Annotated in this window: 20 protein-coding genes and 3 pseudogenes; 5 read left to right on the top strand and 18 right to left on the bottom strand. The window is 63.5% G+C overall.

Annotated features, from left to right (window positions below; translation table 11 throughout):
* Positions 1-73: 73 nt before the first annotated feature.
* The 6 genes from AC5FRW_RS04970 to AC5FRW_RS04945 form a co-directional block, all read right to left on the bottom strand.
* Positions 74-1,510: an NCS2 family permease gene (locus tag AC5FRW_RS04970; protein ID WP_493567319.1), complete on the bottom strand. Its 1,437-nt coding sequence runs from the start codon at positions 1,508-1,510 to the stop codon at positions 74-76.
* Between the two features lie 105 nt (positions 1,511-1,615).
* Entirely contained in the window at positions 1,616-2,158 is a 543-nt protein-coding gene (gene pyrE / locus AC5FRW_RS04965; RefSeq protein ID WP_493567318.1) for an orotate phosphoribosyltransferase, read from the bottom strand.
* A gap of 96 nt (positions 2,159-2,254) precedes the next feature.
* On the bottom strand, positions 2,255-2,428 hold the full coding sequence (locus AC5FRW_RS04960) for a hypothetical protein (protein ID WP_493567317.1): 174 nt from the start codon (positions 2,426-2,428) through the stop codon (positions 2,255-2,257).
* A gap of 28 nt (positions 2,429-2,456) precedes the next feature.
* The gene (locus AC5FRW_RS04955; protein ID WP_493567316.1) at positions 2,457-3,491 is read right to left on the bottom strand and encodes a hypothetical protein; all 1,035 of its coding nucleotides are present in this window, start codon (positions 3,489-3,491) and stop codon (positions 2,457-2,459) included.
* Between the two features lie 205 nt (positions 3,492-3,696).
* On the bottom strand, positions 3,697-4,389 hold the full coding sequence (locus tag AC5FRW_RS04950) for a phosphoribosyltransferase (RefSeq protein ID WP_493567315.1): 693 nt from the start codon (positions 4,387-4,389) through the stop codon (positions 3,697-3,699).
* A gap of 32 nt (positions 4,390-4,421) precedes the next feature.
* Positions 4,422-5,831, bottom strand: coding sequence for a PAS domain-containing sensor histidine kinase (locus tag AC5FRW_RS04945; RefSeq protein WP_493567314.1), 1,410 nt, complete (start codon positions 5,829-5,831; stop codon positions 4,422-4,424).
* 210 nt (positions 5,832-6,041) lie between these two features.
* On the opposite strand from AC5FRW_RS04945, the gene glmM reads away from it, so the two are divergent.
* Positions 6,042-7,403: a phosphoglucosamine mutase gene (gene glmM, locus AC5FRW_RS04940; RefSeq protein ID WP_493567313.1), complete on the top strand. Its 1,362-nt coding sequence runs from the start codon at positions 6,042-6,044 to the stop codon at positions 7,401-7,403.
* A gap of 9 nt (positions 7,404-7,412) precedes the next feature.
* Here the strand turns inward: glmM and AC5FRW_RS04935 are convergent, their stop codons facing one another.
* From AC5FRW_RS04935 to AC5FRW_RS04925, 3 genes and pseudogenes are all read right to left on the bottom strand, one after another.
* Positions 7,413-8,567 (bottom strand): DUF7118 family protein, encoded by a 1,155-nt coding sequence (locus tag AC5FRW_RS04935; RefSeq protein ID WP_493567312.1) that lies wholly within the window; start codon positions 8,565-8,567, stop codon positions 7,413-7,415.
* A gap of 1 nt (position 8,568) precedes the next feature.
* Positions 8,569-8,934, bottom strand: coding sequence for a phosphoribosyl-AMP cyclohydrolase (gene hisI / locus AC5FRW_RS04930; RefSeq protein ID WP_493567311.1), 366 nt, complete (start codon positions 8,932-8,934; stop codon positions 8,569-8,571).
* Between the two features lie 37 nt (positions 8,935-8,971).
* Positions 8,972-9,106 (bottom strand): annotated as a pseudogene (locus AC5FRW_RS04925) (A24 family peptidase C-terminal domain-containing protein); the annotation flags it as partial.
* A gap of 46 nt (positions 9,107-9,152) precedes the next feature.
* On the opposite strand from AC5FRW_RS04925, the gene AC5FRW_RS04920 reads away from it, so the two are divergent.
* Positions 9,153-9,980, top strand: a complete 828-nt coding sequence (locus AC5FRW_RS04920) for a hypothetical protein (RefSeq protein ID WP_493567310.1) — start codon at positions 9,153-9,155, stop codon at positions 9,978-9,980.
* A 319-nt stretch (positions 9,981-10,299) separates the two neighbouring features.
* Here the strand turns inward: AC5FRW_RS04920 and AC5FRW_RS04915 are convergent, their stop codons facing one another.
* From AC5FRW_RS04915 to AC5FRW_RS04900, 4 genes are all read right to left on the bottom strand, one after another.
* On the bottom strand, positions 10,300-11,256 hold the full coding sequence (locus AC5FRW_RS04915) for a prepilin peptidase (protein ID WP_493567383.1): 957 nt from the start codon (positions 11,254-11,256) through the stop codon (positions 10,300-10,302).
* 142 nt (positions 11,257-11,398) lie between these two features.
* On the bottom strand, positions 11,399-11,788 hold the full coding sequence (gene fer, locus AC5FRW_RS04910) for a ferredoxin Fer (protein WP_493567309.1): 390 nt from the start codon (positions 11,786-11,788) through the stop codon (positions 11,399-11,401).
* Positions 11,789-11,856: 68 nt separating this feature from the next.
* Positions 11,857-13,017, bottom strand: coding sequence for an inorganic phosphate transporter (locus AC5FRW_RS04905; protein WP_493567308.1), 1,161 nt, complete (start codon positions 13,015-13,017; stop codon positions 11,857-11,859).
* 140 nt (positions 13,018-13,157) lie between these two features.
* On the bottom strand, positions 13,158-13,895 hold the full coding sequence (locus tag AC5FRW_RS04900) for an alanine-zipper protein (protein ID WP_493567307.1): 738 nt from the start codon (positions 13,893-13,895) through the stop codon (positions 13,158-13,160).
* A 166-nt stretch (positions 13,896-14,061) separates the two neighbouring features.
* On the opposite strand from AC5FRW_RS04900, the gene hisA reads away from it, so the two are divergent.
* Positions 14,062-14,790, top strand: coding sequence for a 1-(5-phosphoribosyl)-5-[(5-phosphoribosylamino)methylideneamino]imidazole-4-carboxamide isomerase (gene hisA, locus AC5FRW_RS04895; protein ID WP_493567306.1), 729 nt, complete (start codon positions 14,062-14,064; stop codon positions 14,788-14,790).
* A gap of 37 nt (positions 14,791-14,827) precedes the next feature.
* Here the strand turns inward: hisA and AC5FRW_RS04890 are convergent, their stop codons facing one another.
* Positions 14,828-15,901 carry a TrmB family transcriptional regulator gene (locus AC5FRW_RS04890; RefSeq protein ID WP_493567305.1) on the bottom strand — a complete coding sequence of 358 codons (1,074 nt, stop codon included), beginning with the start codon at positions 15,899-15,901 and terminating at the stop codon, positions 14,828-14,830.
* Positions 15,902-16,020: 119 nt separating this feature from the next.
* Between AC5FRW_RS04890 and AC5FRW_RS04885 the strand changes: the two genes are divergently transcribed.
* Together AC5FRW_RS04885 and AC5FRW_RS04880 are read left to right on the top strand one after the other, a co-directional pair.
* Positions 16,021-17,232, top strand: a complete 1,212-nt coding sequence (locus AC5FRW_RS04885) for an MFS transporter (RefSeq protein WP_493567304.1) — start codon at positions 16,021-16,023, stop codon at positions 17,230-17,232.
* A pseudogene (locus AC5FRW_RS04880) lies at positions 17,189-17,560 on the top strand (restriction endonuclease); the annotation flags it as partial. The gene AC5FRW_RS04885 and the pseudogene AC5FRW_RS04880, both read left to right, overlap by 44 nt.
* A gap of 58 nt (positions 17,561-17,618) precedes the next feature.
* Here AC5FRW_RS04880 and AC5FRW_RS04875 read toward each other — a convergent pair.
* The 4 genes and pseudogenes from AC5FRW_RS04875 to AC5FRW_RS04860 form a co-directional block, all read right to left on the bottom strand.
* On the bottom strand, positions 17,619-19,010 hold the full coding sequence (locus AC5FRW_RS04875) for an ATP-binding protein (RefSeq protein WP_493567303.1): 1,392 nt from the start codon (positions 19,008-19,010) through the stop codon (positions 17,619-17,621).
* Between the two features lie 300 nt (positions 19,011-19,310).
* Positions 19,311-19,496, bottom strand: a pseudogene (locus tag AC5FRW_RS04870) (IS1595 family transposase); the annotation flags it as partial.
* 122 nt (positions 19,497-19,618) lie between these two features.
* Positions 19,619-20,080 (bottom strand): hypothetical protein, encoded by a 462-nt coding sequence (locus AC5FRW_RS04865; RefSeq protein ID WP_493567302.1) that lies wholly within the window; start codon positions 20,078-20,080, stop codon positions 19,619-19,621.
* Positions 20,081-20,219: 139 nt separating this feature from the next.
* Entirely contained in the window at positions 20,220-20,396 is a 177-nt protein-coding gene (locus tag AC5FRW_RS04860; protein ID WP_493567301.1) for a hypothetical protein, read from the bottom strand.
* Between the last annotated feature and the right edge of the window lie 167 nt (positions 20,397-20,563).

Here is a 20,563-nt window from a genome sequence, read left to right as displayed (position 1 = left end):
TAACTAAACTAGTTAGTTGCGAGTTCCCTTCGACGGCGAGTGCCTCGCTGGAAACAGCGCCGGACGTGACCGGTCAGAGTGCGCCCTGCAACAGCCCACTCGTACGGACGAAGAAGTAGACGACGAAGGCCCCGGCGAGCACCCACTGGCCGAGGTGGATGTCACGGATTTCGCCCTGTGCGGCCTTGATGATCGGGTAGGAGATGATCCCGGCGGCGATGCCGTATGAGATCGAGTAGGTAAAGGGCATGATGAACATCGTCAGCCCGGCCGGCACAGAGTGCGAGAGGTCCGACCAGTCGATGTCGGTGATGTTCGAGAGCATCAGCACCGCCACCACGACGAGTGCGATGTGAGAGGCGTGCAGTGGCACCGCCGCGGCCAGCGGGACCAGCGCCAGCGACGCGAGGAAGAGGAGCGCGACGACCAGCGCCGTGAGGCCGGTCCGCCCGCCCTCCTCGACGCCGGCCGAGGACTCGATGTAGGTCGTCACCGTCGAGGTGCCGATGATCCCGCCGACGGTCGTCCCGACGGCGTCGGCCATCAGGGGCTTGTCGATGTCGGGGAGGTTGCCGTCCTCGTCGAGGAAACCGGCGATCTGCGAGACGCCGGTCAGCGTTCCGGCAGTATCGAAGAAGTCGACGAAGAAGAACGTGAAGACGATCAGCGAGAAGCCGAGTGCGTCGACGTTGCCAAAGCCCGAGACGAACGCACCCACCAGCGGCGTGATGTCGTAGCCCGCCGCGGAGTACACCACGTCGGTCTGGCCGGTGAGCGAGGCGGGCGTGTAGAGAGCGACCCCCTCCAGAGCCGGCACCGTCGGGTCCGCGGCCGTGTAGCCCAGCGCGTCAGCCGCGTAGGAGGCCAGCGTCGTGAACACGATGCCGATCACGATCGAGCCACGCACGTCGGCCGCGTACAGTCCGAACGTGACGAACAGCCCGATCACCGAGATGATGGCGATCGGATCAGTCGCGAACACGGGATTGAACTGGATGAAGGTCGCGGGGTCGGAGGCGACGACGTGCATCGCTTCGAGACCGATGATCGCCAGAAAGAGCCCGATCCCGGCCCCGACGGCGAACTTCACCGGTTCGGGGAACAGTTTGATGATGTACTCGCGAGCGCCGACGGCCGTCAGGACGATGAACAGGACCCCTTCGACCACGACGGCGGCAAGTGCGGTCTGCCAGGGGACACCCAGACCGATGACGACGGTGAACGCGAAGAAGGCGTTCAATCCGAGGCCTGGCGCTTGCGCGAACGGTCTGTTCGCGTACAGTGCCATGACCAGCGTCGCGACCGCGGCGGTGATGATCGTCACCACGGCGAGCATCTGGATCGTCTGTCCGGTCGTCCGACCTTCGACCGAGATCGCGGCACTCAGAATCGCCGGATTGACCACGACGATGTAGCTCATCGTCAGGAACGTGGTCAGACCGGCGATGATCTCTGTCCGAACGTCGGTATCGTGTTCGTCGAGTGCAAAGAACTGTTCGAGCGCGCCCATGTTACCTGACCCTCTCGCTTACCAGTGTTAAACGTGACGAGAACGGCGAATACTGGTAGCCGAGTCGAGTCGTTCACTGGCGTCTGGCCGTTCGTCGTCCAAGTTTTATCGACCAGCCAACAGATCTGACGCCGTCACGAGCGCGGAGAGTTCGAGGTCGTGTTCGGCGAGGTTCTCGCTTGCGCCCTCCTCTCGGTCGACGACGACGAGGACCCGGGAGACGGTCGCACCTGCCTCACGCAGTGCCTCGGCGGCGTCGATCGCGCTCTGGCCGGTCGTGGCGATGTCTTCGAGGATGACGACCTCCTCGCCTTCGGTCAGGTCGCCCTCGATGAGGTTCGCGGTGCCGTACTCTTTCTGTTGCTTGCGAGCGATGACGTACGGTGTGCCCGTCTCGACGCTGGTGACGGCGACGAGTGGCACCGCACCCAGCGCGACGCCCGCGAGCGTCGTGCCCTCGTCGTACCAGTCGGCGGCCGCGAGTGTCTCGGCGAAGGCCTCGCCGATCAGTTCGAGGCAATCGGGGTTCGTCTCGAAGACGTACTTGTCGACGTAGTAGTCACTCGTCCCGCCATGCGAGAGTTCGAACTCGCCGTACTTGACGGCGTCAGCGTCCCGGAGCGCGGCGATAAGTGCGTCGTTGACCATACCGCCACTCTGCGACCCGAGCGGTAAAAGGCGTTGAAACGGCGTGACGAACCCGGCCGAGTGGACGCGCCGCGTCGGACGAACAGTGACTGGGCGTCAGTCGCGACGACTGGCGACGATTCGCTGGGCCAGCACGAACCCGATGCCGCCGACGAGACCGACGACGAGCGAACTGGCGACGGGCCAATCGAAGAGTCGTCCGATCCCGAGGTACGCGACTGTGAAGATCAGGACCGTGATCGCCGCCGTCGCGAGGTCGCGTCGGTTCATGCGTGGCAGAGTCTCTCAGACACAGTCGTTATATCGGTTGCGTGTCGAGTGGGTTGTCCTCGCAGTAGTCCCCGTAGTAACACGCCGCTTCGATGCCGTAGTCTGCGCCACAGCCTGCGCCGGCGAACCGGTCCTGTGCCGCCGCGAAGATACCACAGAGCGTGCCGACGATCGCACCACACGCGATACCGGGTGCGCCCCCTGCCAGTCCTGCCGCGGCGCAGATCAGGGCAGCGCCGACCGAACACCCCAGCGCACAGACGGAGTTCCCGATCGTCGTACACGCCCAGCAGATGTTCGATTCGGCGGTAGAGATGTCCTCCGTCGACGGAACGGACCCGGCGTCCGAATCCGGATCGAGGGCAACGGCGGCGCTCGCCGATCCCGACCGAACGTCGCCGTCGTCGGTGTAGTACGTCGTCGACGAGACCGTGAAGTCGACGGCGTCTGCCTCCTCGGCTGCCAGTTCTTCGCCACCGTCGTCGCGCTCGGTCACGATCGCGCGTCCCGAGATCGCGGTCCCGTCCTTGATCACGACGGCGATGCTGTCGTGACCCGTCTCGCTGTCGGACCCGTGCTCCGATCCGTCCCCGTCACTCGACTCCGTTCCGTCGCCCGACTCGTCGGTCGCCGACCGGAGGGCGATGCCCACGATCTCGTGGGGGGTCCCGTCCTGATCCTCGACGCGGACGGCCGTCGTGTCGGCGGTGTCCGGGAAGAGGGATTGTTCGGCCCGCACCCGATCACTGAGTTGCTGGTACACGCGCGACGTGAGGGCCGTCGAGACGGCGCTGCGCTCGTCGCTCCCCGAGAGGACTTCGAGGTCGATGGGGTCCTCGGACGACGACGCCGATTCGTCCGCGGACGCCGAACCGATGCCGATCAGCGCGCCGACGCTGCCGCCGACGATCTTGATCGCCGCGCGTCGGTCGACGCTCGTTTGCCCGCCGTTGCGCACGTCGTTCAGCGACGACCACGCTTCGACACAGCCGCCGCCGTCGTCGACTGCGGCGTCGATTTCGTCCCGGTGAGCATCCACTGTCGAGTTTTCGTTTTGACGCATCTTCGTTCTGGACGACATTTTCTGGAGATATAAAATTTATTTCAAGTACTTAATTAATTTACAGCTCAATTAGATAACTAACGGATCGGCGTTCTCCAGACTGTCCGCCGTTGCGACGCGGGGGAGACCCACGCGACAGCGACGCCACTCGCGAGGACAGAGAACGCAGTCTCGCCCCGAGCGTCACGCGGTCACAGCAATCGCGTCAGTCGAGCAGTCGCCACCCATCACCGGCCCACTCGATCACGTCTCGGCGCTCCATCTCAGTGAGCACCTCGTCGAGTCGGTCAGGCTGGGCGATCTCCATCTGGATGCGGTCGACGCCGTGATACGCCCGAAACAGGTGCCGCAGGTCGTCCTCGTGGTGGACCTGCTGGTCGCTTTTCTCCATGAGACCGGCGAGCAGTTCGATCATGTCCTCGACGAAGTTCCAGGGGTAGACGACCCAGGTCCACTCCTCCAGACGCTCCCCGACGAAATCCGGGTCGTGCTCGCTGGTGTCGAGCAACTGCAACGTCGCCGTCCGCACGCTGGCCGCGCCCGACTCGCGGACGTACGCTGCAGCGGTCTGGATCGACTGGCCGGTGTCGGCGATGTCGTCGACGACCAGTACGTCCTTACCCGCCACGGAGTCGTCGGGCATCGGATACTTGATCGTCGCTTCGTCGCCGGACTGGGCCGTCCCGACGTAGTGTTCGACCTTCAGGCTCGTCAGATCGTCCAGCCCGAGGAAGTCACAGAGACAGCGCCCACCGAACCAACCGCCGCGGGCCAGCGCGACGACCACGTCCGGCTCGAAGTCCGCGGTCTTTACGTCGTCTGCGACCTCGCGACACAGGCCGTAGATGTACTCCCAGTCGGTGATGGTACAGGAGAACTCGTCGGGGAGATCACTCATACACGGATAGCGTGGACGAGCGACCGTAACGGTTACTGCTCGACTGGACTGCGTGACAGCGGTACCGACACCGTGATCGTGTTGCCCGCGTCCTCGTTCGTGGCGAAGTCGATACGGCCGTCAGAGAGGTCGACGACCCAGTAGACGAGCCACAGCCCCAGCCCGGTGCTGTGATACACCGCGCTCATCTCGTGGTCACCGGTCAACACCTGATATTCGAAATCGGGCAGGGGCGGGCACTCGTCGGCGATCTCGACAACGACGGACTCGTCACGGATCTCGGCCGACACCCAAACCGTCGGCGCGTCAGCGTCGGCGTGTTTGATCGCGTTCTCGATCAACTCCGAGAACGCCACTTCGATCTCCGGGATGGCAGTCACCGTCAGTGCAGGCGGACAGTCCGTCTCGATGGTCGCATCGGGATATCGTGTCGTGACGATGGCGACCGCGTCCTCGATCGCCCGAGAGAGGTCGATCGGCCGGGACGGGGCGGGCGAAGTGAACAGCTGAATCGTCTCGCGCTGTTTCTCGGTCTTCTGGAGGATCTTCTCGCCGACGCGCTGGATGACGGCGGCGCGTTTCATCGGGTCGGTCTCGGGGTCGTCGAGGATCGTCTGGGCCTGCCCGAGGATCGTCGTCAGATCGTTGCGGAGGTTGTGGCGCAGGAGATTGTCGACGACGGCGAGCTGGCGCTCCCGTCGTCGCTGATCGGAGATGTCGCGGGTGAAACCGACGTACCGGAGCACGCTCCCGTCGTGGACGACCGGTTCGCCCCGCACCCAGACCCAGCGACTGTAGTTCTCCTCGGGATTGACGCGATACTGAAGGTCGACCGATTCACCGTGGGTGAGCGACTGGACGGCCGCTTCGACGGCCGGCCGGTCGTCGGGATGGGTGAGTTCGAGGAACGACGACGGATCGTCTTCGAGGGTCTCGATCGAGTCACCGTAGACCGTCTCGTAGGCGTCGTTGACGAACAGCACCTCCGACCAGTCGGCACTGAACATCCACAGCACGTCGTCAGTGTGAGCCGCGAGCTGCTGGAGGCGCGCTTCGGTTTCGTCGCGGGCGCGCTCGGCAGCGACTCGGGCACTGATGTCTCGGGAACTGACGACGTACCCGCCCAGTTCCGAGTCCGTGAGATTCGACATGCGACTCTCCAGCCAGCACCAGTCCCCGTCTGCCGTGCGGTGGCGGTACTCGACGCTACTCTCGATGAACTCGTCTTCGACACTGATGGTCTCGGCGAACCGCTCGCGAACGCGAGACCGATCCTCCGGGTGGATGTACTCGAACGCGTTCTCCCCGAGGAGCGTGTCCGGGTCGTACCCGAGGATAGATTTCGCCGCTCGGTTGACGTACAGGAACGTTCCCTCCCGGTCGATCACGGCGACTTTGTCCTGGGCGTAGTCGAGTAACGCCGGATCGACTGTTGCGTTCACATCATCGATCTTATACAGGAGCGAGCAAAAGTATGTGGGTCGGTACCATTCTGGGCCGCCGTTGATTTTAAACGTCGTTCGGCAGCCCCGGTCGAAAGATCACTCGCTGGCGAGTGACAGGTGACGACACCGGGGACGGGCGGAGAGCGCACCCGCAACACGACCGGAGGCGGTAGCCCTAAGCCGGTCGGCACACGACACACGACCGAGATGCACGTCTTCGGGTCCAGCGGCGTCAGGGGTGTGGTAAACGAGGAGCTGACGCCGGCCGACGTTCTCCAGATCGCTCAGGCGGCCGGTTCGGTGTTCGACGGACCGGTCGCGGTCGCACGGGACACGCGGACCAGCGGCGAGATGCTCGCCAACGCCGCCGCCAGTGGACTGGCGAGCGTCGGCCACGACGTGGCCCTGCTCGGCGAGGTGCCGACGCCGGCACTACAGGCCGACTGCGCTCGCGAGGGCCGGGCCGGTGTGATGATCACCGCGTCGCACAATCCACCGGCGTACAACGGCGTCAAACTGATCGGTGCCGACGGCGTCGAACTGTCGCGAGCCACACTCGACCGGATCGAAGACCGCCTCGCGGCCGGCGACGCCGACACGGTCGCGTGGGACGAAGTCGGCCAGACCGAGCGGATCGACGGCGCCGCCGAGGACTACGTCGCCGGCGTCCTCGACGCGGTCGACCGCGAGACCATCGCCGCCGCCGACCTGACTGTAGCCGTCGACCCGGGCCACGGCGCCGGCTGTCACACCAGTCCACCCTTGCTCCGGGAACTGGGCTGTACCGTCCACACGGTCAACGCCCAGCCGGACGGGCACTTCCCCGGTCGAGACCCCGAACCCGTCGAGCGACACCTCGGCGACCTGCGAGAGTACGTCCGCTCGACGGACGCCGACGTGGGCATCGCCCACGACGGGGACGCGGATCGGGCCGTCTTCGTCGACGAGACCGGCGCGATGATCAACGGTGACGCCGCACTCGCGGCGCTGGTCGAGGCGGTCGTCGATCCCGGTGACACCGTCGTCTCCGCGGTCAACGCCTCCCAGCGCCTCGTCGACGTGGCCGAAGCCGCCGACGCCGACCTGACGCTGACCCGGATCGGCTCGACGTACCTCATCAGCCGCATTCAGGAGCGCCAGTCCGAGGGCGAGACCGTAAGCGTCGCGGGCGAAGGCAACGGCGGGATCATCTTCCCGGGCTACCGGATCGCCCGCGACGGAGCCTACACGGCCGGGAAGTTCCTCGAACTCGTCGCAGCGCAGCCCGCGAGCCAGATCGCCGCACGCTTCGACGACTACGTCAACGTCCGCCGGACGGTCGAGTACGACGACGAGCGCGAGCGCTCGGCGATGCTCGACGCCATCGAAGACGCCGCCTACGGAGCCGTCGCGGACCTCGATACGACCGACGGCTGGCGGCTGAACTACGGGGACGGCTGGGTGCTGGCCCGGCCATCTGGGACCGAGCCAGTGATTCGGATCTACGCCGAGGCACGCACCGAGGAACGAGCCGAGGAACTCCTTGCCGTGTTCGGCGACGCAGTCCAGCAGGCCGGCGAGACGGTCTGATCGACCGGACTACAGCGGCGGGTACGTCGAAAGCGCCTCGCTGATCGATTCGCGCTCGGCTCGCAGATCGTCACGTTCGTCCGCGACCGCACCCGACCGCAGTCGCTCGCGTTCCACGTCGTGCAACTGCTCGCGAGCGACGGCGCTGGTCTGGAGCCGATCGTAGTCCTCGCGACGGGTCAGTTCCCTGACTGCCCGGAGGTCCTCGACCACGTCGGAGGCGAACCGATCGACCACCGAGAGCCGCTCGTTACACTGAAACCGCAAGGTCTCGGCGGCCGGCGGCGGCCAGCCGACGGTCAACGGCTCGGCGTCGAGGCGCTGGAGGTAGGTCCGCTGGGTCGCCACGTTGCGCTTGAGCGCGTCAGGCGCGTCGACGTAGTGGTCCAGTTTCGACGGCGAGTAGTCGGCGTAGTCGAGCAACTGCGGGATCGGTTCCGTCCCTGCGGGATAGGAGTCGACGTAGTCGAGCAGGTCCTCCGGCGGGTGCTGGAACGCCACCAGCGGGTACAGCGTCGTCGTTTCGACGAGGGCGAGGACCTCGCGGGCGGACTCGCTGGCCCGGTACTCGCGAAACGCCTCGGTGACCGCCTCGTCGTAGCGCTCGATCGGTTCTCGCAGGCGCTCGGTCGGAGCGTCCAGATCAGCGTCGCCGAGTTCGATCAGCCGTTCGCAGTCGGCGATCCGATCCGCGACTTCGTCGAGGCGGCGCGTGGCATCCAATCGCGCCTGTTCGTAGCGCTCACGGGCGTCCTCCCAGTCGTCGAGCGGCGCGAGGGCGTCCGCGGCCACGTCGATGCGCTCACGGACCGCAGCGAAGTCGTCCTCAGTCAGCCGGCGCTGCTGGAGGCGCTCGTCGATGTCCTCGAACGTCTCGCGCTCGGGCAGGTCCTCGTGGAGATCGTTGGTGAAGTGTGCGATCCGGTCCTGAAACTCGATGAACGCGGCGAAGTCGCCGTCGCCGGTCGCCCGGTCCTCGTACTCGACGAGCAGCGAGCGCAGGTCCGAGCACGCGTCCCGAAGGCTCCGCAACAGCGCTTCGCCGGTCGGCCCATCACTCCGGCCGGGGCCGACTGCATCGACCCGCTTGCGGGCCTCTCGCCGGTCGGCATCGGCTCGTTCGAGTCGCGTGACTGGGTGGGTGTCGGTGTCGTGCTGGGCCATCCTACTCGTAGACAGCGTCGGGATCGAACACCTGCTCGCCCACGTCCTCGCCGTCGACCGTGCGATAGAAACAGGAGCGATAGCCCGTGTGACAGGCCCCGCCCGCCTGCTCGACGAGATAGAGAATGGCGTCGCCGTCGCAGTCGACGCGTATCTCCTCGATCTCCTGTGTGTGGCCGCTGGAGCCGCCCTTCTTCCAGAGTTCGTCACGGCTGCGCGAGTAGTAGTGGGCGTAGCCGGTCTCACGGGACTGCTGGAGGGCCGCTTCCGAGACGTAGGCGAGCATGAGGACCTCGCCTGTCTCGGCGTCCTGTGCGACCGCCGGCAGGAGGTCCTGCTCGTCGAACGCGAGTGCCACGTCGGTCATAGATGGGGGGACGCGTGTGGGGCGGATAGGTCTTTGGCTACCCAAGCCCCACCGCCGCGAGTAAGGAGACCAGCACGTCGCCGTAGGTCAGCGAGAGGACGAGACCGGCGAACGTCGGGACGATGAAGGGGATGCCCGGCGAGACCCACACTTCGTCCTCGGTGGCAAGCACACCCGACCATAATTTTTATGTCTGGTCAATTAAAAAGCAAAACTGGATGACAGAAAATAGCAGAAGTAGAAGAGAATTCCTCAAGGATAATGCGACTGGAATGCTTACCGGTATCGCAGCTAGTTCCCTCCTCGCATCAACAGCTGGAACAGCCTCGGCGGATTCAGATAAATATGTGCACGAATGGGAGATACCGTATGAATACGAAAACAAGAATACAGAAAAAATAGAGTACGCCCCAGACGAGCATCCTGATGAAGAAATTGAGATTGGCTACGCTCAGACCATACGCGTGTTGTCCGCAGAGAACGATAATTCACGTTCCGAGTCGTATTATGTAGACATTGTCTCCGGCACTGACGTCCAACATGTTGGTTCTCGACCAGATGGTGTTAGCAAGCCAACACTGCGCACGCATTCCCACGCCATCGAGTACAATAAAGACGAAGAAGAGCAATTCAACTTCGCCGAGATCCCCAATTGGTACTCACAATACGATCCGGACGAGGCGAATGACAATGATTTCGGACAGCTAGCTGAGGCGTCGATTAATCTCGGCATTAGCCTGCTGGACGAGACCGTGGGTACAAGTGTGGGTACTGTAATATCGATAGGTGAATTTGCCACTGCAGTGGCTGATACGTTCAGTAACGGGGGAAGTGAGCGTACTACTGAACACGCAAACTTCTCGGTTCTCGATCAGTCTACAGCTATGTCATTCCAGCGGTTCGAGATCTATCTGTCAGGCGTCAGTGACCTGAATTTTGATATTCGACAGACCCACACGGTGACATGCGATACTATAAGCTGTCTGAACCAAATTAATCCTGAATATTCACACAGTATTACAGTCGGGGATGATCGATGGGTATAGAGGATAATCTTCAGCGATTAATTCTCAGCGATTAATTCTATAGGATAGGTAGCAAGCCAGGCAGTATCTAAATTCGACAGAACTGCTCTGTTGAACGACGGCGACTGGGGCAACGAAGAGCGATACTGGTGTTAATATCACTGGTATCATCCTCTGACAAGCCGACCCAGATTTCGACCGCCTGGGCCAACACCGCCATTCAACAGAGTTGCATCCGCTGGTGCTGCACGTGGTACGGGGCCGTATCAGTATGTACTAGAGTGGTCCCAGGACGATGTGCGGTCGCCCGGGAAAACGAGGATCAGTCACTGGAAATTGATTACCCAAGCCCCACCGCCGCGAGCAGCGACACGAGCACGTCGCCGTAGGTCAGCGAGAGGATGAGACCGGCGAACGTCGGGACGATGAAGGGGATGCCCGGCGAGACCCACACTTCATCTTCCGCGACAAGCACGTCCAGCCCGTCGCGCAGGCCTTCGGGCGTCGTCCCGTAGGCACCCGACTCGATGTCGTCGAGGAACGCCGCGGCCCCCCACGGGTCGTCGTAGTCGGCGGTCTCAGAGACTGCCGTGCCACCGTCGGCTCGTATGTTCCCGTCACCGACCTCGCCGGGGACGGCCGGGAGGCTGTCTGGGTCGCGGAAGCGCTCCGGGTCGGCCACCAGTTCGGCCAGCGAGCACTCGCGCCAGCGCAGGTACATCCGCAGGGCGTCCAGATCCAGCCCTCGACGGGTGAACCCATCTGGCGTCTCCAGCAACATTCCGTACTCCTCGGGCAGGTCGGTGGTGGCGATGGGGCGGCCGATCACCATCGGCAGGCCGACGTGGCCCCGCAGGAGATTCGAGAGGGCGACCCCGACCGGGTACAGCGCGCCGGCGACGACCGTGTTCGAGAGGATGGTCAGCGAGAAGACGCCGACCGTCGTCGGATGCATCGGCAGGGCAAGCCCCGGGAGATAATAGACCGGATAGACCGGGAACAGCAGTGCCAGCACGTAGAACGCCTTCGTGTCGGCTCCGCCGAAACTGCCCATATACCAGAAGGCCGTCACGAGCGGGATGATGAAGCCGACGCTGATGGCGACCTGCAGGAAGAACAGGCGGTCGTCGGCGAGGAAAGCGGTGTAGCCGTCCCACGCCAGCAATGCGAACGCGAGAGCGGTGAGTGGATACCACGCCCGGGTCGGAACCCGGCGGGTCTTGATGTCACGGTAAGCCGCCCAGCCAAAGACCAGCACGGCAGTCAATCGAAGGAAATCCGGGATCGAAGCCGTCAGCGCGAGTCCGGGAACGGTCACGGTCCCTGTAAACACGAACGTCGAGAGAGGCACGCCTGATGGCTATCCGTCCAGCGGGTTAGCACTTACGGGAAAAATGGGGGACACCCCCCACGGCGTTCGTGGCCGAAAAGCCTCGTCCTCAGATAACGCGGTTCTGCAGGTAGTCGAGGTGCTTTGCGTTGTAGACGATCTTGACTTCCTCGGCGTCGGCGCTACCGATACAGGTCAGGCGGACGTTCTTCTCTTCGACTTCCTCGTCGGAGAGAATCTGCTGCATGTCCATGTCGATCTCACCCTCGATGACGATGGCTGCGCAGTTCGCGCAGGCACCGGCACGACACGAGAAGGGCCAGTCGTAGCCCTGTGCCTCGGCGGCTTCGAGGATGTACTCGCCTTCGTTGACTTCCAGCGTCCCGTAGTCCTCGTCGGAGAGACCAGCGTCGGCGGCCTCCTCGAAGATCGGGTCGTCGTACATGTCCCAGCCGTTGTCGTCCACTACTTCGTAGTTAAGGTACTCAACTGTGGGCATCACTCGATCGGTTGGCTCCCCGCACTGTTAGACTTTGCTGTTCCGACCGACTGGTGGATAGAAGATGCTCAGAAAACCGGGACGAATCTGAACACCAGATACGACATGACCGCCGAGATGGTCGGGGTGGCGATCCACAGCATGATGACCCGTCCAGTCGCCGATGGATCGAACAGGTCGGCCGCGGTCACGTCGTCTGGCTCCTCCTCGCCGATCTTGGGGACCGATCCCTCGCCGCCGTCGCTTGCGGCCGGCTCCTCGACCGACTCCTCGGCGATCGCACCGGTCGACATCTCCGTTCCGCTGCCGTCGCCGGGACCGCTCACGGCGGCACCGGCAGCGTCGGCGAGTCGCGTCGTCCGGGTGGCCCGACCCCAGCCGAGTCCGACGACGCACATCGTCGCCGACACCGCCAGACTGGCCGGAATGCCCGCCTGGGAAAGCAGCGTGATGATCGTCGCACTCACCGTCTCGACGATCAGTGCCGCCAGGATCGGCAGCTGCGTCAGGCCGTCGCCGACGGTGTCGAGCGTTCGGCGTGCGATGGTGAACGCGCCGACGCCGACCGCGACCGTCGCCAGTCCGACGCCGGGATAGACCCCGATGTCGTTGCTACCCACGAGCGGTGCGACCGCGTTGGCGGCGTTCGAGGCTCCCGCAGAGAAGGCCATGTAACAGGCGATCACGAGCACCAGCGCCGTCCCGACCCGCTCGCGCATCGTCGTCTCTGGGCCGTCGCTCTCCAGTGCAAACGACGCTTCGAGATACGGGTAGAGATATCGCCCGATCACGGCACAGAGCCAGAAAGCGGTGATCGGTGCGACCAGCCACCACGAGACGATCTCACCCATCACGCTCCAGTCGATCGTGCCCGTCGCGACGCCGAGTCCGGCGATCGCGCCGACGGCCGTCATCGACGTGGAAGCTGGCACCCCAAAGAGGTTCGAGACCAGCAGCGCCGCCCCGATAAAGAAGAGGACGGTGACGCTTGCGGCCAGCGTGAACTGTTCGCTCGGCACGATTCGCCCACCCATCGTTTCGATGACCTCGGTTCCCAGCGTCGCCCCACCGAGCAGGAAAAACAGCGTCATCAACCCCGCAGCGGTGGTCTTCGACAGCGCACCCGCACCGACCGCTGGCCCGAAGGCGACTCCGGTGGAAGAGCCACCGATATTGAAGCCGACGAAAAAAGCGACGGCGAGACCCACGACGAGAAGCGCTTCGACCATACCCCCGGCAACGGCGTGACCGGGTTAAAGAGTACCGACAGCGACGGGCGCTCCCGACTCATACGGTTTATCGTCGTTGCTCACCGGTGATCGTCGCCACGGGGTAGGCGATCACCGGAAAATCGCTACAACAATCCGTATCAGCGACTGGTCGACGCCGTTCCGTCGTCGTCGCTCTCGTCGGTGTCGTCCGCCTTGGGCAGTCCTTCGCGTTCGCGTTCGACGGTCTCTTTGACCTCGTCGGCAGTGTCTTTGGCCGCCTCGGTTCGCTCGCGGGCCTCGTCGGTCTTCTCGGTCGCCTCGCTGACTTTCTCCGTGGCCTCACTGACTTTCTCCGTGGCTTCCTCGACTTGCTCCGTGGCCTCACCGACCTTACTGGACGCGTCTTCGGCCGTGTCAGGGTCGGTCTCCCCGACGGACTCGGCGGCCCCTTCGACCTGCTGAGTCGCCCCCTCGACCTGTTCGGTCGCCTGATCGACGTCTTTGGCGGCGGTTTCGACCTCGGTCGCCGCCTCCTCGACGGTTTCGACGGTCTCGTCGACCTCCTCCGCGGCGGTCTCGACCTCCTCGGCGGCCTGTTCGAGTTGTTCGGCCGTCTGGGCGACTTGCTCGGTGCCGTACTCGTAGGCCCGTGCGATGACGACGAACTGTATCAGCCCCAGCAAGACGAACAGCGCGACGGCCACACCCGCCGCGATCTCGAACGTCGAGACCACCGCCGGACTCAGATCGATGAGACCCAGCGCCAACACGATGTAGGCCAGCACCAGACCGACCGTCGCGACCCCCGCCGCGCGGACGAACTGTCGGTACGACGATGATTCGTCGACGACGGCCGCCTGAAATCGCGCCAGTAGCCCCGGACCGTTCTGTGACATGCCTGTGTCTCGACGGGACGACATAAAAAACGTTCTCCCCACCGGTTGCCAGCAGGGAGTGTTTCTGTGGCGGCCGTTTCGGCGACGGGAACGACAGTCGAAGTGACGATACCCGAAAGAATCAGACACCGACATCCTTTCACGCCCCGCTCGCCCACGAACGGGTATGTTTCCGGCATTTACGGTGATCCCGGCGGTGGACATGCAGGATGGGCAGGTCGTCCAGCTGGTGGGCGGCGAGCGCGGGACCGAGACGACCTACGGCGATCCGGTCGAGGCCGCCAAGCGGTGGGTCGAGGCGGGCGCGGAGACCCTTCATCTGGTCGACCTCGACGGGGCCTTCGAGGGCGAGCGAGTCAACGGCGAGGCCATCGACGCCGTGCTCGACGCCGTCGCCGTGGACGTGCAGCTAGGTGGTGGCATCCGCACGGCCGAGGACGCCATTGCCCTGCTGGATCGGGGCGTCGACCGGGTGATCCTCGGGACCGCGGCGGTCGAGAACCCCGACATCGTCGCCGAGATCAGCAAGGAATACCCTGAGAGCGTCCTCGTCAGCCTCGACGCCAAGGACGGCGAGGTCGTCGTCTCGGGGTGGACCGAGGGAACGGGACTCGATCCGGCCGAGGCCGCGAGTCGCTACGCCGAACTCGGGGCTGGCGGGATTCTCTTCACCGACGTGGACGTGGAGGGCCAGCTAGAGGGCGTCCGAACGGAGCCGGTCGAGCGACTGGTCGAGGCGGTCGACATCCCAGTGATCGCCAGCGGCGGCGTCGCGACCATCGCGGACGTGCAGGCCCTCGAAGCGGCCGGCGCGGCAGCGGTCGTTGTCGGCAGCGCGCTGTACGAGGGGAATTTCACGCTCGACGAAGCGATGGCGGCCGTCGACGGCGACTAACCGACGGCGCGAGCGCCGCCGACATCCCACAGACAGATCAGGCCCGTTTGATCGTCACGCGGCGGGCACCGTACTCCTCGTAGTAGGGACCGAGACCGCTCGGTCGGCCACCGACGCTTGCCAGGCCGTCCTCGGTCTCGACGACCAGCGCGTTCTCGATGGGGAAGGCGTTGGTCGCCGGGGCGACGAGGTTCTGACGGACTTCACGGATCGGTGCGTCCTCGATGGTACGGGCGTCGTCGCCGTCGATGGCGACCACGTCGAGGTCCGCGAGCACGTCGTGGCCGGCCATGGTGTGCAGTGCGGCGGTCGTCACGCCCGAGCGGAACTGCTCGAAGGTTGCGGGCAGTTCGGGCGGTTCGGCGACGAAGCGCTGTTCGCCCATCGGCCAGACGTTGCTGACGTAGTTGCCGAAGAAGCCGCCCGCCACTTCGCGCTGATTGAACGTGATGGCGTAGCCGTCGCCGTGGCGACTGGTGAGGATGCCGTGGGAGGCGAGCACGCCACCGACAGCGTCGCACGCGACGAACAGCGGCGGCCGACCATCCCACGTGCGCACGACGTGAGCGTACTGACCGGGGTTCTCGATGTCGGCGAAGGCAGTGTCGGCGGACTCACCGACGAGCAGGCAGTAGACGAACATCCCACGGTCGAGGGCGTCGGCGAGTGCGTCGGCGACCACCGAGAAGGCCGTGGCCGGGACGATGGCGAACACCTCGTGGTCGGCTTGCGAGAGGTGACGGTCGAGCCGTCGCTCGACGGTCTGGCTGGCGTGGACGATCTCGAAGCCGGTCTCGGTTTCGGGCGGTTCGTTGTACGCTGCCTCGACCGCGGTCTCGAACTCCGAGAGGTGCATCGACAGCGCGTCGACGGCCTCCTCTGGTGGTCGGGCGCGCAGCTTCGTCGGTGTCGCACTCTCGTCGACCGTCACCAGCCCGCGCCGGGCCAGTGCGGTCGCGATCTCGTACACGTAGCTCTGTGAGACACCGGCCGCCTCAGAGACGGTCCGCGTCGTCGCTTCTCCCCGACCGAGGACTGCGGTGTAGGCGTCGATCTCCTTCTCGGAGAGACCGAACGCCGACAGCGTCTCTCTGATCTGGTGTTCCCCCATGCCAAGAAGATTCTTGTACTATTGGAAAAACTTTTCTCGTTGGCTCCGAACAGTTCGACTATGGACGGACGGATAGCCACTGGCACCCCACTGCGCCCACCACGAACGGTGAGTGTCGCGTGAGTAGGTCGAACCGGCGGCTCTGGACCATCGCACTGTTCGCGACGATGACGTTGACCGGCGCCGCGCTGATGGTCCGGGGACCGATCGTCCCCGAACTGGGCCGGGCGTTCGACGCACCAGCGTGGCAACTGGGCCTGATCGCACCGGCGGGAACGGCCGGCTACCTCGTCGCGGTCTCGATCGTCGGCTTCGGGGCCGGCCACCTCGAACCCCACCGGCTGATCGTCGGCGGGCTACTGGGCAGTGCCGTCGTCATGCTCGGCATGGGTGTCGCACCCTTCCTCTCGGTGTTCCTGCTGGGCATGTTGCTGCGTGGGCTGATGAACGGCGTCCTGCGGGGACTGAACCGCCCGGTGCTGAGTCACTTCTATCCCGACAGCCGCGGGCGAATGTACAGCTACTACGATATGATCTGGGCCGTCGGCGCGATGCTCGGCCCCGTCAGCGTCGTCGTCGTCCTCGCCGTGGCCGACTGGCGACTGGTGTACTACGTGCTGGCCGTCGGGATGGGGCTGCTGGCGGTCGTCGTCTGGCGACTCGACGCACCCGCCGTCGAGACCAGCGAGGAACCGTTCGACCGCCGCGAGATCGCGACCCTCCTGCGAAAGCCCGAGATCGCCGCGATGGTGATCGTGATGTTTCTGGGCACCGGCGTCGAAGGGGGCCTGTTCCTCTGGCTGCCGACCTACGTCGGCGGCGTCCTCCCCGACGGCGTCGCCGGGATCGGGCTGTCGCCGGCCGCACTCTCCTCGCTGTCGCTGTCGGTGATGATCGCCGGCTACGTCCCCGGACGCTTCGTCTATGGCCGCCTCTCCGAACGCGTGGGCTACCTGACGATCCTCGTCGGGATTCTCGTCCTGTTGCTCCCGACCTTCGCCGTGACCTTCTTCGTCGCCGAGGGCGTCGAACTCCTGCTGGGCGTCGTCGTCATGGGAGCGCTCATCTCGGGCATCTTCCCGATGCTAGTCTCCTACGCCACCGACGCCGTCCCCCAGCACAGCGGTCCCGTCACTGCCATCTCGGCCATCTCCTCGTCGCTTGGCGTCGGCATCACCCCCGCAATCATGGGGTGGGTCATCAGCGGGTCGGACACCGGCGCGGCCATGCAACTGCTGCTCGTGCCCCTCGTGGTCGCGCTCGTCGTCGTCCTCGTGGCCCGCGTCGCCGAACGAAAACGGGAGCGGGCGGGCGTGTCGGTCGCTGACTGAGGACGGCATCCACCGGTGCGTACACTGCGAGAAAAGCGGTTCGACGAACACGGACACATACTGCGCGAACTGCGGTGCGATCAGCTGTGCAAAGCATACCAAGACTGAGCGACTCGAACAGGAACCAGTGTGTACCGGCTGCGCAGTCACCGAACGGTTCGCGCTGAAAACGAAGTACTTCTACGACGAAGAGAATCTCGACGCGTTCCGCGACGAATACGGTGAGATGGCGATTTACGAGAAGGCCATGGAGAACACACTGCTCACGGGAAGCATCCTGCTACTGGTCATGGCTATTCTCGTGGGTGCTGGTCTGGTCGTGCTTTGACGTTGTTGCCAGGCGAGAGCATTCTACTGGAGATCCTATTAGCGACCGTTCTGGAGCCCTATATCGACGTTCCCGGATCCACAATCTGTGGAAGGTCGAATAACTGGAGATCGTCACGGTCAGTAGCTGCCTCTCGAACAGAGTCCGTGAATCCATTTCTGGCGAACAGCGCATATTCGTGTTCGACATCCCTCCCATCGGGCGACCACCGAATTTCCTCTGTGTGTGCTTCGAGTGAGGCGAGCGCGCTGTAATCGAGTGGTGCAGCGGTGAATTTGCACTCGCCCGTCACCATGGTCCCGTCGACGGTTAGCCCGACGACATCCACTTCGTACTCGTTGTACCACCACCGGCCGATATCGGTGAACGTCTCCTCGGGATAGAGCTCTGGCAGGATATCCTGGCAGTGATTCTCGAATGTCTGGCTCACGAAGTCCGCCAGCTCCGGTTCGATGACCGACTCGTACGCGTCGCTACCCAACCGCTCGTACCGGTCTTCGTTCCCGTAGACGAACCGAAACCAGAATCGGAACAACGAATCGAGGATCCGGTATCGACCTCGTCGTGATTTCGTTTTCTCCTCCGTTATCGGGACCGCCCGTTCGACCAACCGAAGCCGCTCCAGTTTCTGCGTGTACGTCGAAATCTGTTTGCTATCGATCCCGACCGTTTGCGCGATCTCGTTCGACGTCGTATTTCCCGCCGCGATCGCTTTCAGAATAGCGAAGTACCGGTTGGGATCCGTCAGTTCAGTCCGAAGCACGTACTCCGGCTCATCATGGAGGAATCCCTGCCTGGACAGGAGCGACTGCTGGATGACCGTTCCAAGAGCAGCATCCAGATCGATGCCGTCCAGATAGTACGGCGTTCCGCCGAACACTCCCCACGCCAGGAACAGTTGTTCGGGGGTGTACGTCTCGGCGAAGAACGTGCGTGTAGCTGCAAAATCGAGTTGTCGGAGATCAATTATCTCGGTGAACCGGCCGTACAGCGGGCTGTTCCCGAGGAGAGTCGCTTCCTCCATCATGCTAATCGAGGAACCTACGAGAATAAGCGTCACTCCGGTTTCTCGCACCTCTTGATCCCACAATCGCTGGATCACCGACGGGAGGCTCTCGTCGGCGTCAATCAAGTACGGGAATTCGTCCAAGACGATGACTGCGTCCTGCTCAGCGAGGTATCCGAGTAGCGACTCCCACTCGCCCTCGATCCGATCGATCCCTGGAAACGACTCCGCAGCCACATCCACGAATTCGTCCAGTTGGATCTGGCGAGTGGTTTCGGTCGCCTGGTAGAGGACCGCGTCATCGCGGTCGCCAAGTGATTCTCGGACGAGTTCGGTCTTCCCGAGACGGCGACGCCCGAAAATCACGACCATGTCGGCGTCGTCCGACTCGTAACAGTCCCGGAGTCGGCTGAGTTCGTCCGCTCGGTCCACGAATTGCTCCATACCCTAAAGCTGGTGGCCAGTCAGATAAAACGAACGAATAGCCTAACCCAGAATAGTCTAATATAGAATTGGTTAATACACTTGGGAGGATCGCAGAGTGTGGAATGCCTATATCTATCTCTGGCGAATCCGCGAAACGGGTCAACAGTTATTCAGTCAGGCCAGCCAGAGTACAGCTGAGTACGCCGAATCCTGTCGACGGTTCAAGGGATCCGGTCCAGAGGGTGCGGCGCGTGAGAACGAACGCTCACTCTTCAAGTGATGGTATTGGCAGCGCTCATCCGTAGCACATTGTTGATTTCACAACGTTGCTCGAAGAGCGTGTTTGAGAGCGTCTCGGCCGGGTTTCCGAAACAGCTTTCGGCGTAGTTGAAACGCTCTGAGAGACTGTGTGAGCTTGTCTTTGGAGATACCTCGGTGGGGCGAGAGCCACCGTCGCACCCGCGACGCGTGGCTCTCGCAGGCGCTGACGTGTACCTCGTCGTCCTCGTGGCCCGCGTCGCCGAACGAAAACGGGAGCGGACGGGCGTGTCGGTGGCTGACTGAGCGCCGGGTCGGATTATTATCGACGTGTCTGCTATATCGAATTGCCATCGTATTTTTAGGGTCTAGTCTGCCGGAAGCACGCGGAAGTTGACGGCGAGTGGCGGATGCGGAAACACGACGAACCGATACTTTCCAGGTGTGAACGTGACTGGGGCCTGTTCTTCGTCAATAACACTGCTCTCAACTAACGCTGTTGATGACAGTGGGACAGTGATATCGTACGTTTCACCCGGAGGAATCAGCGTCGCACACAGGAGGTACCATTTTCCCTTCGTCCAGACGGTGTGTTTCCACGCTCCGTCCTCGTATTCCTGAATGGCCCACGGCACGTTACATCCCACACTGATAGCGTCTGAGTCGCCAGTATGTTCGAGTGTAAATGTGATCGATTCGCCGCGAGAAACGGCGTCCGTAGGTGCCCGAAGCAAGAGCTGCTCGTGTTCGTACGTGATCGGTTCGCGATCGAGATAGGCGGGGCCTGAGCTTTCCTTCGATGCCAAAGGGCCGACCCCGATGGCTGTCACGGCAGCACCCCCTCCCACGAGCGCTAACGCACCTGCTCCGAGTAGCTCCCTACGTTTCATATGAGAGTTAGATTATATGTGATAAATCACCCCGATAAAAAAGTTCTTTCGTGAAGTGGCATCACTCACACAGCCAGTCCTACCGCGAGGACCGCGTCGCCGGTCCCTCCGGCTGGACGAACTTCGGGAGGATCATCGCGTAGGCCCCGCCGGCGACCAGTAGCGCGCCGACGATGGCCGTCTCCATCGTGTTAAAGAGGAGGAAGCCCGCGAGCATGACCATCATCGCGACCGCCTGAATTTTCGTGTCGACCATACCGTAGGTCGTCGAATATCGGCCATAAACACCCGGCAGACAGCCGTCTGACGGGCGTCGCATCGAAGACGATTCGCTCGCTCGGCCGGATTCTGTCGCGACCGGTCACGGCGTTCGGCAAGAGAGTTGCGCTGATTCGACCGAGAACAGTCACAACGGCCAAATAG

This window comes from Halomicrobium sp. HArcht3-1 (assembly GCF_058933345.1).
This window is presented reverse-complemented; position numbering and strand designations above follow the sequence as displayed.

Bases quoted from the DNA above. Each gene is read 5' to 3' on its own strand.
- AC5FRW_RS04900 (WP_493567307.1), bottom strand. From the start codon at position 13,895: ATGTCACAGAACGGTCCGGGGCTACTGGCGCGATTTCAGGCGGCCGTC.
- AC5FRW_RS04935 (WP_493567312.1), bottom strand. From the start codon at position 8,567: ATGGCCCAGCACGACACCGACACCCACCCAGTCACGCGACTCGAACGA.
- hisA (WP_493567306.1), top strand. From the start codon at position 14,062: ATGTTTCCGGCATTTACGGTGATCCCGGCGGTGGACATGCAGGATGGG.
- AC5FRW_RS04920 (WP_493567310.1), top strand. From the start codon at position 9,153: ATGACAGAAAATAGCAGAAGTAGAAGAGAATTCCTCAAGGATAATGCG.
- AC5FRW_RS04905 (WP_493567308.1), bottom strand. From the start codon at position 13,017: ATGGTCGAAGCGCTTCTCGTCGTGGGTCTCGCCGTCGCTTTTTTCGTC.
- pyrE (WP_493567318.1), bottom strand. From the start codon at position 2,158: ATGGTCAACGACGCACTTATCGCCGCGCTCCGGGACGCTGACGCCGTC.
- AC5FRW_RS04950 (WP_493567315.1), bottom strand. From the start codon at position 4,389: ATGAGTGATCTCCCCGACGAGTTCTCCTGTACCATCACCGACTGGGAG.
- AC5FRW_RS04875 (WP_493567303.1), bottom strand. From the start codon at position 19,010: ATGGAGCAATTCGTGGACCGAGCGGACGAACTCAGCCGACTCCGGGAC.
- glmM (WP_493567313.1), top strand. From the start codon at position 6,042: ATGCACGTCTTCGGGTCCAGCGGCGTCAGGGGTGTGGTAAACGAGGAG.
- AC5FRW_RS04960 (WP_493567317.1), bottom strand. From the start codon at position 2,428: ATGAACCGACGCGACCTCGCGACGGCGGCGATCACGGTCCTGATCTTC.
- AC5FRW_RS04955 (WP_493567316.1), bottom strand. From the start codon at position 3,491: ATGCGTCAAAACGAAAACTCGACAGTGGATGCTCACCGGGACGAAATC.
- hisI (WP_493567311.1), bottom strand. From the start codon at position 8,934: ATGACCGACGTGGCACTCGCGTTCGACGAGCAGGACCTCCTGCCGGCG.
- AC5FRW_RS04860 (WP_493567301.1), bottom strand. From the start codon at position 20,396: ATGGTCGACACGAAAATTCAGGCGGTCGCGATGATGGTCATGCTCGCG.
- AC5FRW_RS04890 (WP_493567305.1), bottom strand. From the start codon at position 15,901: ATGGGGGAACACCAGATCAGAGAGACGCTGTCGGCGTTCGGTCTCTCC.
- AC5FRW_RS04970 (WP_493567319.1), bottom strand. From the start codon at position 1,510: ATGGGCGCGCTCGAACAGTTCTTTGCACTCGACGAACACGATACCGAC.
- fer (WP_493567309.1), bottom strand. From the start codon at position 11,788: ATGCCCACAGTTGAGTACCTTAACTACGAAGTAGTGGACGACAACGGC.